Origin of the sequence: Butyrivibrio sp. NC2007, assembly GCF_000421405.1 — a bacterium.
GTDB lineage: Bacteria > Bacillota > Clostridia > Lachnospirales > Lachnospiraceae > Butyrivibrio.
Window position 1 is genome coordinate 1 of record NZ_ATWY01000014.1, and the last position, 14,292, is coordinate 14,292.

Genomic DNA, 14,292 nt, shown 5'->3' on the forward strand with positions numbered 1-14,292 from the left:
ATATAGGCCCGCCGCCATGGGATTGTAGCTCACATAAATACCGGACCCAAGGGCTGCCCGGGCGCCAAAGGGCGGCGCCCAGCGTACTGTCCCTTGACTCCGGTATTTATATGAGCGGTCGGTCACTAAGGCGGGCCGATAAAGTGGGCACGGGTTATGCAGAGACTATGGCGATTGTCTTGAATTGTCGAGGAATGCATCACAAAGAATCTGTGGTCTGCTGGTTGTGATGCTGAAGAAATTTTATTCATCTAATTTTCTACATATATGAGAAAAAGTGCCTGATGGGTATAGAAAAAATTCGTGTTGAAAAGGATGATTGAGCTATTTTTCTATATATATGCACAAAAGTGAGGTGTGGGCGTAGAAATTGGTGAGACCTGATTTTAAATTTTCTATATATATGACAAAAACTTGGCTGTGGGCGTAGAAAATTTGGCACCCAAAAACTTTGGAGGCAAAATCTTTCTATATATAGCCGAAAAAGTGCCTGATGGGTATAGAAAATGTGAAGATATGTTGGAAGAGAACCGTCCCCCCATTGACTCAACGTTTGCTCCGATGACTCTCAGCTCTGCGCATCAGCTGCTCAAAGATCTGGAGCCTGAGGTAATAAACCAGCCACCCTGCCGTGGCAGGGCTTGTCCTTGATACGCATAAATCAGAATGCTAAGCTGAGAAAGCCGATGGTGATGCTAATCAGCTGCTCATGAGTCTATCGCCGTCGGTGATGAAAAGCCAGCATTCTGATTTATGGGTGTCAAGGATGGCGTGCTAAACCAAAATGTAAGGAGTCAAAGAGAACCGTCCCCAATGACTCAAAGTGAGACAAAGTGAAACGTCCCCAGTGACTCAAAATGAGTCAAAGTGAAACGTCCCCAGTGACTCATGGATTTTACCTGGTGTGCATATTTGGTTATAATGTGGTAGAGGAGGAAAGTGTATTATGAAAAGACGTGTACTTTCGATGCTATTATCTATGACCATGCTGTGCACTGCATGCGGAGCAGCAGGAAACAGCACTAATGAGCAGTCCGGGGGGCAGGATCAGACGGCGCAGGAAGCAAGTGAGGATGCGGACGGCGCAGCACAGGCTGATACATCTGCTGATACCCAGCAGAGCGATGCTTCAAGCACTGTAGCAATCGGCAAACTCCCATCCCTTCTTGGAGATGAGGAGGAGATATATTACGATGAGGCTCTGGTTCCAAGCGTGGAGCCATATACAATCGCACCGGATTTTTCAAATGTAACTTATCATCCGGACTATGCATATCTGTTTGAACCTCAGTACAAATCTGAGTGGAATGATCCGACGCTCCTTAGGGATGCGCTTGTAAAGAACGGCTTTGCCATAAAAAATCAGAGCGAAGCTGATGAATTCTACGAGATTTATGAGGACAATCGTTATTTCTTTTTCCCAAACTTTGTAACTGTAGATTCTCTGATGCACACTTATCACCTGTACTTTGCACATCTGATGAAGAACACGGAGAAAGACTATCTTGCTGACAAGCTCAAAGAGCTCAGCGCCCAGATGCTTTCAAAGAGTACAGAGCAGTACAATGCCCTAAAGGGCACAAAGTGGGAGAGCGCAGCCCTTAGGAACTTAGAGCTCTTTTACGTAGGAGCATACCTTCAGGATGAGACTGTAGCTGCTCCTGTAGATGATGCTGATTTCGCAGCCGCAGTCAAAGCTGAGATCGACAAGATAAATGGCGCCGAGGCTATTGATGACTGCGTTGTTTCTGGCCTTAAGGAGGACTATACCCAGTACAAGCCAAGAGGCTACTACGAAGGCGATGAGCAGCTTGAGAAATACTTTAAGGCTATGATGTGGTACGGTCGCATTCCTATGGCGCTTGATGACGAGGATATGGTCAGAAGCGCATGCCTTATAAGCAGCGCCCTTGCAAGCGATGATGAAGCCTGGAAGAGCATTTATTCAGTTACATCCTTCTTCGCCGGCGCGTCAGACGATCCCGGATACGACCAGTTCTGCGCTGTGATCGAGCAGTGCTACGGCTCAGTGCCTGATGCTGCGACCCTTTCATCGGACGATACGGCCTTTGCAAAGGTCTTTTTGGCAGCAAAAGAGCTTAATCCTCCGGCAGTGAATTCCGTTCCCGTCATGGAAGGTGATGATCCCGTGATCCCATCCTTCCGTTTCATGGGCCAGAGATTTACTGTGGATGCAGCAATCATGCAAAAGCTCATTTTCAGCGCGGTAAAAGAAAACTCAAACGGCGATAGAAGATATCTGCCCGATACCCTGGATACCGCTGCAGCTCTCGGCTCCGATCAGGCTGTAGCAATCCTGAAAGAGCAGGGTGCATATGAATTTGAGAATTACGAGAAGAATATGAACACTGCCACAGAGCACTTTAACAACGAAAATCCCAAGATCTGGAACAACAGCCTGTACGCTGGCTGGCTCAATACCTTAAGACCTCTGTTTGAGTCCAAGGGCGAGGGCTATCCTATGTTCATGCAGAGTGCAGAGTGGGATAAAAGAAATCTCGAGTGCTTTGCAGGTTCATTTGCAGAGCTCAAGCACGACACCATCCTCTATTCAAAGTCAGTAATGGCTGAGATGGGCGGCGGATACGACACTCCACCGGATGACAGAGGATATGTTGATCCTGAGCCCAAGATCTACAGCAGATTCATCTTCCTTTCAAATAACACCTTGAAAGGTCTTGCTAACCTTGGAATGCTAAGCGAGAGAGATGAGGATAACCTTAACCGTCTCTCAGAGATCGCCCATAGGCTCCTTGAGATTTCAGAAAAAGAGCTGAAGGCTGAGTCCCTGACAGATGATGACTACGAGTGGATTAGAAACTACGGCGGATACATCGAGCATTTCTGGAATGAGGTAAATAACCCTGATGATACGCAGGAGCAGGTTTACCCCGAGAACGTGCCATGTCCTGTTATTGCTGATATCGCAACTGACCCCAACGGAAGCATCCTTGAAGTTGGAACAGGCTATGCTCAGACCATGTACGTGGTATTCCCTATCGACGGCGAACTTCACGTTGGAAGCGGAAGTGTCTACAGCTTCTACCAGTTTGAAGCACCTATGTCCGACAGAATGACCGACACTGAGTGGCGTCAGATCCTAAAGGGCGGATATGTCGATGACAACTGGGAATGGATTGAAACAGAGCCTGCACCGGACCAGCCTGAGTGGACTCAGAGCTACAGAGTAGGGTAATAATGGAGAGGCCGGCATCTGCTAAAAACCGGAAAAAGATATTGTGGCTGCTACTGCTCGTTGGAGCAGTGGCGGCCTTTTGCTGTTTATTTGCTCTAAATTATATCCCGGGCGGTTTTACCTGGCAGGAGAAGCGAATAGAGCTTAATGACGGACAGAGCCTTCTGCTCTCAGGAAAAGAGCTGACTCTGACCGCAGCAAATGGAGAAATGCTCTATAAGTCTGATGATGGCTACAAAGTTCAGGACGCCTTTGTAACTGACCTTGACGGAGACGGTGATGAGGAGCTGATAGCTCTTTTGTGGAAAAGAGGCAGGTTCGGCCCGGCAAGACCTTACTGGATCACATCCGATAAAAAGAGCTACAGCCAGCACATCTTCATCTATGATATAAATAAAGATGGCAGCGTGACCCAGAAGTGGTGCGCATCTGACATTGGTCCTGTGGTTGTCAGGATGAAGGTCATGGAGAAGAACAGCGCTTTTCTCCTGACGGAGGATGTTAACGACAAAGCCTGCCTTTGGAGGTGGCAGTCCTTTGGCCTTAAGAACATGGATAACACAGTGAGCTTTGCATGCTTTGGTGATAATATAATCCATGAGGATATATATCTTTACGGCGAGAGCGTAGCAGGCGGCAATTACGACTTTTTGTACAAGCCCTTTGAAAAAGACATCAAGGAAGCTGATGTATCTGTGATCCAGCTGGAGACTATGCTGGTTGACAAGGCATCTGCTGTGGGAGGATACCCCTCCTTCGGGACTCCTATTGGTGTCGGAAGAGCCATAGCCGATGCGGGTTTTGATGTGGCAACCTGTGCAAACAACCACAGCATGGACCGTGGGCTGTATGGTATAGATGTGACGATAGGTTTTTTGCAGCAAAATAACATTACCTGCGTTGGGCTGCACAGCGCCTATGATTCAGACAATAGGGCCTATAAGATAATTACCAGAAACGGCATGAATATTGCACTGTTCGGATATACTTATGGTATCAACGAGCAGGGGAATGAGAATGATTTCTCTTTCCTACTCAATAACTTTCCGGAGGGAGAGGAGCAGGAAAAAGAGTTTGTAGAAGAGCTTAAGAGTGCAAAGGACGAAGCGGACTTCGTCATTGTATTTGCCCATTGGGGACAGGAGTATGAGAAGGAGCCTAATGACTATCAGAAGCATATGGCACAGCTCATGGCTGAGGGCGGCGTCGATGTGGTGGTGGGTTCCCACCCTCACGTGGTGCAGCCTGTGGATATGGTGAAAAGACCTGACGGCGGAAACATGCTTGTTTACTACAGCCTTGGCAATTTCAGGTCAGGCCAGGCATTTAGCGAGGACACTAAAACCGGTGCAGAAGCTCTTTTTACAATCGAGCATTGTTATAATGGGGTGAGGCTTTCCGGTTATGAGATAAAAGAGATTGACGCATATTGGAAGGATGCTTTGAATAATTAGAGTTAAGTGGAGGAGTTTGAGATGTCTTTTAACAAAAAAGTGATATCCCTGGGGATTGCCGTAGTTATGACAGCTGCGGTTGTAGCTGCCGGAATGATGGGCGGAAATATCGGTTTGAAAGGCGCCGAGGAACAGGCAGATGTTCAGAGCGCTGAGAGTGTGGCGCAGAGTGCAGAGGGAACTGCGAATGTGCTGCCTGTGAATGTAATTGACGATAAGTACAGGACCACTTATGAGGTCTTTGTGTATTCCTTTAGCGACAGCGACGGGGATGGCGTCGGAGATATCAGGGGGCTTATCGACAAGCTTGACTATATCGGAGATGGGAACCCGGAAACCAATACGGACCTTGGTTGCAACGAGATATGGCTCATGCCCATTTCGCCATCGCCCACATATCATAAATATGATGTGACTGATTATAAGGATATCGATCCGGAGTATGGCACCATGGAGGACTTTGATGAGCTTATAAAGGCCTGCCACGACAGGGGAATCCGGGTTATCATCGATCAGGTTTATAACCATTCATCGGTTGAGCATCCCTGGTTTAAAGATGCAGCGGAGTTTTTGAAAGATCACCCCGGAATTACATTTGAGAATGGCGATTACAGTGCTTCGTTTTACATAGACTGCCCAAAGCTGTCCTACTACAACTTTGCAAACGAGCAGCTTGCAGGTTATGAGCCTCTTCCGGGAACGGAGTATTATTATGAGGCCAGATTCTGGTCGGGAATGCCGGATCTTAATCTTGATAGTGATGCTGTTAGAAGAGAAATCGCAGATATCACGAGCTTCTGGCTGGAGCACGGTGTAGATGGCTTCAGGCTTGATGCTGTGACCTACTACTACACGGGAAATGATTCTGCAAATATAGATTTTATGACATGGCTCAATGATACGGTGAAGTCTGTAAATCCCGATGCTTACATCGTTGCAGAGGCATGGACAAACTCTGCAACTTATCACAAGTATTATGCCAGCGGAATCGACAGCTTCTTTGACTTTGACTATGCGGGAAGTGAGGGCGTGATCGCAGGTGTGGCAAGGGGGACAGCTCCGGCGTCGAGGTATGGAGAAGCTCTTGAGAGCACCCAGAAAGCACTTGAAGCAAACGGCCCGGGAACAGCCATTGATGCACCTTTCTTTGTAAATCATGATATGGCAAGAAGTGCAGGTTACTTCACGGGAAAAGGCTCCGAGGACAAGCTAAAGCTCTCCTGGGGACTTAACCTTCTGATGCCAGGAAATGCGTTCATATACTATGGCGAGGAGCTTGGAATGAAGGGCTCCGGCAAGGATGAGAATAAGAGAGCACCCATGTACTGGACTGAAGACTCCGGTGCAGAGGGTATGTGCAAGGGTCCCAAGGCCATGGACTACTTTAAGATGAAATATCCGGCAGCAGATGAGCAGTACGACGATCCTGCTTCTATCTATAACTACGTTAAGGCAGCCATCAAGGCGCGCAACACCTTCCCGGCAATCGCAAGGGGAGAGACTTTTGTTGTTAAGGAACTCTCCGACGCGGACATTTGCGCCTTTGTCAGAGCCTGCAAGGCAGATGATGGCGGAAACTACGATGCTGAGAGATTGTTTGTTGTCATCAATTCATCAGATGAGGCAAAGATAGTAGATTTGTCAGCTGTTACCGATGCTATTGAAGCTTCAGATATGCCTGTATCCGGCGCTGACATCGCTTCAAACGGAATCGCATATCAGCTAAACACGGGCGAAGAGTGGAGCTCACTTGAGAACACCACCCTGACCATGGCACCTTACGGCATAATCATAATTAGATTCTAATGTAGAAAGATTTTGGTCTCCACAGTCTAAAAGTCATGTTATTAGCAACTTTTATCTTTTCGCATGACTTTTAAAGTACAAAAAGTCATGCCCTACAGAAAAACATTGAAAAAACATGACTTTGGAGTCATGTGTATAGGGAAAATGACCTTTTCGCATGACTTTTTATTGAGTTTTTGTCATGTTTATAATGAAAATCACTCTTGCGCATGACTGGACTAAATTGGTGAGTCATGTGTATTTGAATTTTCAATTAATAGCATGACTGAGGCGTACATAATTGCATATATTTACAAACGGCGATAACTTTGTCTGCAGTCTGAGGCACCACCAAAATTTTTTAGTGGTGCCAGTTTATTTATGCAACATTTTTCTATTGCTATGTGTTATAAAGATGAAGAGAAATTTTGAATACTGAAAGGTATGGATAATGGACAAAGAGATAGTCAAGGAGATGCGAGCAGCCATTAAGGCAGCCGATCTGGATCATATCAGAGAAATGATAGATAAGCATGAAGGGATACTGGATGAGGTAACAATCTTCGGTACTTTTTTAGCTGATGCAGCGAGTACCGGCCCAATAGAGTCTGTCAGGTTTTTGGTAGAAGCAGGAGCTGATATAAATAAAATAGGAGGCTATCACGAAAGTGGGCCTTTGACTGTTGCGGCGTTTGATGGGCGCCTTAATGTCGTCAGATATTTATTTGAACATGGTGCAATATTGGATGTCAGCTCTTTTTCCGCAAATCCTCTGTTCGGAGCAATATATAATGGACACACCGAGGTTGCTAAATTCCTGGTGGAAAATGGAATCGACCTTACAGCAACATATCCAATTGCAAACATAGACGAGTGTGATGCCTACGAATATGCCAGAATGTATGGCAAAACAGAAATAGCAGAGTATTTAAAAGATATTATGGGTAAGCCTGACATTATAAAAGAGCCTGATCCGGATAAAGAGGAGAGCCCGTACGCAGACGGAGCAGAGCCGATATTTCCATATGATTCTTTTGAAAAAGATCTGTATGATGAGGTTTGCAAAAGCCTTAAGAATCATGGCGATAATAAGGATATTTATGCTGTCTCTATCAGCTATTGGCCTGAATTTACCACGTTTATCGGTGTCGCATTAAATACGAATTCGAATCTTAAGAGCATGCCTTCGAAGGATGAGTCCGAATACATGTATTACAAATACTGCGAGGAAGAATGGGCAATAGGCGAAGAGTTCGAAGGTCTGTCAAAAGAGCTTGTTGATTATTACAATGCTTTGAAGCAGTGGACATTGGATGATGATGATCTGTGGGAAAAGACATATGATGATCATGTAAAAGGAATCATCGAGATATGCAAAAGAGTTTTGCTGAAAGTTAAGCAGTCTCCGGAATATGCTTTATATCCGTCTTTGAATCTTAATGTGTATGTCAGGGAATTCTTCTCAGAAGAGGAGGAGATAGCAATATTCAAAGAGCTTAACACTGAGCAGGCTGTACACGAATATGAAAGGTTTTTATTCGGGTAACAAAAATGATAAACAACGATAGAACTAAAATATTATGCTGGACATCTCTAATCTGCTGGATATTAGGGCATATCACTTTATTTTTGGTAGACAGGTTTGAAGCAACATTGCAAAGCCCCTATTCTGATTATGTAGTACCGGTGATGGGAATGCTTCTCGTTGCAGGTATCATTCTTTTCTTGGTAGCGTGCGAACTCTCATTTAGATCCTGCGAGAGTAATTTTATCGGATGTCTTGAGATGGGGTAAATATATGTATGCCGCAATGATTGGTTTATCTATAGTGCTTGGGCTCGGGGTATATGCTCTGTCTCTTAAGAAAAAGAGTGTTCCTGCAAACATTATTTTTTATTCTGTAATTCTGGAACTGGTCATTTCCATTTATTTGGCGCTTATGACAACTTATGTTTTATCCGGTGCAAACGGTTATGGACTGACAAGCTCCGGTGGCGCTGCAGGAATGCTGATTGGTGTATTTATAATGTCCAAAATAACCCCACAGTATGGGAAAAGCTTTTTTGACTCTTGTGTCCTTTCTCTTCCGCTTATGTATGGTATTGGAAAGATAGGATGCGCATTTGCCGGATGCTGTGGTGGAATCGGCTATACCGGGCCACTTCATATAGGGTCGGAAAGAGGAGATGTTTTTCCGATTCAGGCATTGGAAGCTATCATGTTTTTGAGCATATATGCTATTTCTTTATTCTTGTATTTGAAAGATCGTTTTAACTCACTGTATGCTGCAATAGCATATAGCTTTGTGAAGATTCTTTTGGATTTTCTCAGAGAGGCGCATGAGACTAAGCTTATCACTGCTAATCAGATAATATGCTTAGGGATTGTACTGGCATTGGTACTGGTAAGTGGATTTGAAAAGGAGTAGAAATGATAACAGATAATTACATCTTTGACCTATATGGCACGCTGATAGATATACACACCGACGAACAGGCACCAAAGCTCTGGGAGGCAGTGTGTGATCATATTGCAAAAGAGCTTTCGCAGTACATAACAGCATCAAACAAAGCTATACTCACAGTTCCTGCAAAACTCAAAGAGGTCTTTTTCAAAATGGACAGACAGGAGCGTGTGGCACTGGGTAAGCGCCTTGGCACAGAGCACCCTGAGATCCGTATCGAGTGGGTGTGGGAGAGACTGCTTTCAGACAAACCTGAAGATAGGACAAGACCAAAGGCAGAGCATGTGCCGCTTCCCATCTACGACTTTGAAGATGCGGATGAAACCGTAGCTCCGTTGCATCTGGTAAGACTTGGCAATTTCTTTCGCCGCACATCCAGAGATGTCTTCAGACTCTACCCTGACACCCTGAAGATGTTGCAATCCCTAAAGCGCAAAGGCAAGAAGATCTTCCTTCTCTCCAACGCGCAGCGCACTTTCACCAGGGAGGAAATCCTTGAGCTGGGCATAGCGGAATACTTTGACGACCTGTTTATGTCCTCGGACAAACTCATCATGAAGCCCGATACAAAATACATGCAGATGCTCCTTGATAAACACAACCTCGATAAGGCAAAATGTGTTATGATAGGTAACGAAATCGGCAGTGATATAAAGATTGCCGACGATATGGGAATGGAGAGTATCCTGGTAACAGACGGGGATTTCAGTAAGATATTATGAAGTACTTTTTGATGTATATTAAGCAGACCCTGAGGTTTGTTTTAAAGCCGCTGTCCTTTGTGCCTGCCATCATCATGATGCTGGTGATATACAGCTTTTCGGCGCAGGAAGGGGACCAGAGCTCGCAGCTCAGTTACGAAGTGGGGGTGAGGGTCCTTACGATTGCCAATGAGACTCTGGACAGGGGCTGGAGCGAGGAGCGTATCGAGCAGCTGTCTGAAAAGGGACAGTTCTATATAAGAAAAACAGCGCACTTTACGGAGTATTTTCTCCTGGCAGTGTCGGTTGCATTTCCCCTTTATGTATATGGGGTCAGGGGATTGTGGCTGGTATTTTCTGCAGGAATTTTCTGCGTAGGATATGCCTGTCTTGATGAATATCACCAGTCCTTTGTGGCCGGGAGAAGCCCGGGTAAGCGCGATATTGTCATCGACAGCGTTGGCGTTTTCTTTGGGATAATAGTTACGAGAATAATCGGTTGGACCGGCAGGATGACCATATTCAGGCCGCTTTCAAACCATAAAAATGAAAAAGGGTGATACGGGGTTATGTTAAAGGTATTTTTGGCGGAGGACGAGTTTGTTGTCCGCGAGGGGATTAAAAACAATGTGGACTGGAAGGCCCACGGTTACGAATTCTGCGGAGAAGCAGGCGATGGGGAGCTTGCTTATTCCATGATCCAGACTCTAAAGCCTGATATTCTCATCACGGATATCAAGATGCCATTCATGGACGGCCTCACACTCAGCAAGATGGTCAGGGCCGCTTTCCCAAACATAGAAATAGTACTGCTCACAGGCTATGAGGATTTTGAGTACGCCAAGGAAGCCATCAAGATCGGCGTCTGCTCTTATCTCTCCAAGCCTATTAGTGGTGAGAATCTGTTAAAAGAGATTGATGCAGTAGCGGCTAAGATAGAAGAAAAAACAAAAGAGCGCGAGATCGCAAAGCGCTACGAAGAAGACATGAAGGAACGCACAGAGCTCGATAAGCATGAGTTTTTCGAAAACCTTGTAACGGGAGAGAAAGATCTTCCATATCTTCTTAACAGGGCAAAAGAGCTATCGCTGAACATCACAGCTCTCAGGTACAATGTACTCATCTTAAGAATCCGTTCCATCAAGCACGGGACAGATGAGTATTCAGGTAGCGTAGTTGGCGTATCCGACAAGCTGGTTGATATAGTATCAGCCAACAAGGCCCTTTTATTTGATCTTAACCTTGATGGCAAGGCAATCCTATTTAAAGGTGATTCCGACGAAGAGATTACTCAGAACATCGACAACGCCATTGCGCAGATGAAAGAGCTCTTTTCCTCATATCCGCACATCAGATATTTCGGAGGTGTAGGTCAGGTGGCCTGTAGAATTTCGGACATCCCAAGCTCTTTTACCTGGGCAAACAGAGCCTACGCTCACCAGTACCTGACAAGCGAAAGCGACTTCCTCTTCGGCTCGGAAGAAGGACTTCACTCCCAGAGAGACGATGTCATCCTCTCGGAGATCGACCCAAGACACATCGACAGAAGACTTGTTAAGGAGTTCCTCAGAATGGGAGATGAGTCCGAGACTGAGTTCTTCTTGGATGAGTTTTTCAAGGGCATGGGCAAGAACGCAATTCGCTCAACCATGCTAAGACAATACATTTCCATGGACATCTATTTCACGGTGTCTGACTTTGTCATGAACGAACTGGGAATTTCCAAGGAGGAAGTGGATGCCCAGGTTCCGCAGTCAGACATGCTTTCCGATGAAAAGACAACCTACGATTACCTTGTCGGTATCCTCAAAAAGGCCATCGCTCTTAGAAAGCGCAGCTCGCAGAGTCACTACCGCGAGGTCATTGGCGAGGTTATTTCTTATATTGACCAGCACTACAGCGACGAGGAGCTTTCTCTTAATACGCTGGCTGCACACGTTAATTTCTCGCCCAATCATTTGAGCGCGGTATTCAGGCAGGAGATGGGCCAGACCTTCATCAAGTACCTCACGGATTTCCGTCTTGATAAGGCAAAAGAGCTGCTTCTTTCCACTTCAAGAAAGAGCAACGAGATAGGGGCTATGGTGGGTTACAAGGATCCGCATTATTTCTCCTATCTGTTCAAAAAGACTACGGGCATGACCACAACCCAGTACAGGGGAAAAGGACGCATGGAGGATGAGGAATGAGTACTTCTGCAAAGGAAGGCCGTACCAGGAATAAATCCCGTCTGGCCACTCAGATCCGAATATCATATCTGCTACTTCTTTTGCCCAATATCGTGTTCATGGTCTTTGCTTTCTACAACCTCTGGAAGCTGAGCGTGCGCTACGACGACATGCTCAATTCCGTTGTGGTGGCATCGGAGTTTTCCCTGGATTTCAAAAATGACTTCGACTATGAGACATATCTTTTGATAGTGGGTAACGTTGCCCCTGCGGATTCCAAGATTCCGCAGCTTCTTTCTGATGCCCGCGGAGTTGTTGACAGCCTGAAGGATGTTACGGATACGCCGGATAACAGAAAGAGGCTTCAGAGTGCGGACAAGTATCTCAACAACCTTCAGGGCTACATTGACAACATCACAGAGAACCTAAATTATGACGACCGGTATGAGGCAAACATGCTGATCTGGGAGAACGACGTTCAGATAGTAACAGCTCTTTTACAGGAGACTATCAATGAGTACATCTACTACGAGAACCGTCAGATTCAGATCGCGCAGGCCCAGAACCGTCAGTTCTACTTAAATACCATCAAGGTTTCCATGGGCATATTTGCCTTTATCGCAGTGGCTATCATCGTCGTTTCCATCGTAGGACCACTGTGGATCACACGCCCCATCGAGGAGCAGGTTACAAGAGAGCAGAAGCAGCTTCGTAAGGCTGAGTTTGAACTTCTTCAGGCCCAGATTAATCCTCACTTTTTGTACAACACATTGGATGCCATTGTATGGTCTGCTGAGGCCGGAAATCAGAAGCAGGTTGTTAAGATGGTCGGCTCTCTTTCCGAGTTCTTCAGGTCTTCTCTTAATAAGGGAAAAGAGCTTGTAAGAGTGCGTGAGGAATTATCCCACGCCAGAAGTTATCTTGAGATCCAGCAGATAAGGTATCAGGATATCTTAAGCTATGAGATTGAGGTTCCTGAGGAGCTTTTTGAGTATGAAATCCCCAAGATTACCGTTCAGCCCATTGTTGAGAATGCTCTTTATCACGGCATCAAGAACAGAAGGGGCGGAGGTAAGATCACCATAACCGGAGAGGAAGGCGATAATGATTACAGGATCATTGTCACCGATGACGGAATCGGCATGGATAGCGAGCGCCTTGCTCAGATAACAGAAGGCCTGTCCGGCAAGAATCCCGGGGATGTCAAAATTTACGGACTGTATAACGTAAATGAGCGCATAAAGCTCTTTTACGGGGAAGAATACGGTATCAGTATCGAGTCGGAGTATGACAAGGGCACCAGAGTTGTGATCCGTCTGCCGAAAAAATCAACCGAAATCGTAGAAAATTGAAACTGAATAAAAAATAAATAAAATATTCAACTCTTTTTCTTTGTTTATTTAATGGGAATTTTATGGTTTTTCTCTAGAATTGTAGTTAGTAAGGAATGGTCCTTACACATACATCCATTCTAGGAGGAAAAATTATGATGAAGAAAGTATTGGCAGTTCTTATGGCATCTGCAATGACCTTAGGTCTTGTAGCATGTGGCGGCGCAGCACCTGCAAGCTCAGGCTCAGCTCCTGCAGCATCAGGCGGAAAGATCAAAGTTGGTATCATCAACAACGATCCTAACGAGTCAGGTTATCGTACAGCTAACGACGCTGACCTTAAGGCTAAATTTACAGAGGCTAACGGCTACGAAGCATCATTTGCTTACAGCTTAAAGAACGACGAGCAGATCCAGTACGCTCAGAACTTTATCCAGGACGAAGTTGATTACCTTCTTCTTTCAGCAGCTGATACAGCAGGCTGGGATTCAGTTCTTAAAGATGCACAGGCAGCAGGCGTAAAGGTTATCCTTTTCGACCGTACAATCGATGCTGATCCTTCACTCTATGAGGCTTCTATCGTTTCCGATATGGCTAAAGAGGGACAGACAGCTGTTGACTGGCTCGCCGGACAGAACCTTTCAGAGTACAACGTAATCCACATTCAGGGTGTTATGGGATCAGCTGCTCAGCAGGGAAGATCAGGCGCTCTTGATGCTAAGGTTGCTGCAGAGTCCAATTGGAACATCGTTAAGCAGCAGACAGCTGAGTGGAACGCAGAGAAGGCTCAGCAGATCGTTCAGTCAGTTATCGACGCAGGAACACCTTTCAACGTAATCTATGCAGAGAACGACGATATGGCTAAGGGCGCTGTTGCAGCTCTTGACGCAGCAGGTATCTCTCACGGTGTTGGCAAGGACGTAGTAGTTATGGGATTTGACTGCAACAAGTGGGCACTTGAAGAGCTCCTTGCTCAGAACTGGAACTACGACGGACAGTGCAATCCTTTCCAGTCAAGCTACATCGATGATATCATCAAGAAGCTTGAGGCAGGTGAGACACTTTCACAGAAGACCATCATCATGGACGAGAAGGGCTTCGATGCTTCAACAATTACACAGGATGACGTAGACAACTACGGAATTTAATGAATTAGTAATGAAAGGCGCAGC

10 protein-coding genes are annotated in these 14,292 nt (G+C 45.8%); all 10 read left to right on the forward strand.

Translation table 11 applies throughout. The annotated features are described in order from the left end of the window. The first annotated feature begins 946 nt into the window (after positions 1-946). The 10 genes from G632_RS19885 (at position 947) to G632_RS0111840 (ending at position 14,268) form a co-directional block, all read left to right on the forward strand. Entirely contained in the window at positions 947-3,217 is a 2,271-nt protein-coding gene (locus G632_RS19885) for a DUF3160 domain-containing protein (RefSeq protein ID WP_022769429.1), read from the forward strand. A 2-nt stretch (positions 3,218-3,219) separates the two neighbouring features. Then, the gene (locus tag G632_RS21300; RefSeq protein WP_022769431.1) at positions 3,220-4,671 is read left to right on the forward strand and encodes a CapA family protein; all 1,452 of its coding nucleotides are present in this window, start codon (positions 3,220-3,222) and stop codon (positions 4,669-4,671) included. 21 nt (positions 4,672-4,692) lie between these two features. Then, positions 4,693-6,477 (forward strand): alpha-amylase family glycosyl hydrolase, encoded by a 1,785-nt coding sequence (locus tag G632_RS0111805; protein WP_022769432.1) that lies wholly within the window; start codon positions 4,693-4,695, stop codon positions 6,475-6,477. Positions 6,478-6,907: 430 nt separating this feature from the next. Continuing rightward, positions 6,908-8,002, forward strand: a complete 1,095-nt coding sequence (locus G632_RS21305; RefSeq protein WP_022769433.1) for an ankyrin repeat domain-containing protein — start codon at positions 6,908-6,910, stop codon at positions 8,000-8,002. Between the two features lie 252 nt (positions 8,003-8,254). Further along, a complete protein-coding gene (locus tag G632_RS0111815) occupies positions 8,255-8,884 on the forward strand; it encodes a prolipoprotein diacylglyceryl transferase family protein (RefSeq protein ID WP_022769435.1) in 630 nt (209 codons plus the stop codon). A 2-nt stretch (positions 8,885-8,886) separates the two neighbouring features. Beyond that, positions 8,887-9,642 (forward strand): HAD family hydrolase, encoded by a 756-nt coding sequence (locus G632_RS0111820; RefSeq protein WP_022769436.1) that lies wholly within the window; start codon positions 8,887-8,889, stop codon positions 9,640-9,642. Beyond that, positions 9,639-10,181 (forward strand): VanZ family protein, encoded by a 543-nt coding sequence (locus G632_RS0111825; protein ID WP_022769438.1) that lies wholly within the window; start codon positions 9,639-9,641, stop codon positions 10,179-10,181. The genes G632_RS0111820 and G632_RS0111825 overlap by 4 nt, the downstream gene beginning before the upstream one ends. A 9-nt stretch (positions 10,182-10,190) precedes the next feature. Beyond that, complete coding sequence (locus G632_RS0111830; protein ID WP_022769439.1) at positions 10,191-11,810, forward strand: response regulator transcription factor; 1,620 nt, start codon at positions 10,191-10,193, stop codon at positions 11,808-11,810. Then, a complete protein-coding gene (locus G632_RS0111835; protein ID WP_022769441.1) occupies positions 11,807-13,141 on the forward strand; it encodes a sensor histidine kinase in 1,335 nt (444 codons plus the stop codon). Before G632_RS0111830 ends, G632_RS0111835 begins: the two co-directional genes overlap by 4 nt. Before the next feature lie 134 nt (positions 13,142-13,275). Continuing rightward, complete coding sequence (locus tag G632_RS0111840; RefSeq protein WP_022769442.1) at positions 13,276-14,268, forward strand: ABC transporter substrate-binding protein; 993 nt, start codon at positions 13,276-13,278, stop codon at positions 14,266-14,268. The last annotated feature ends 24 nt before the right edge of the window (positions 14,269-14,292 follow it).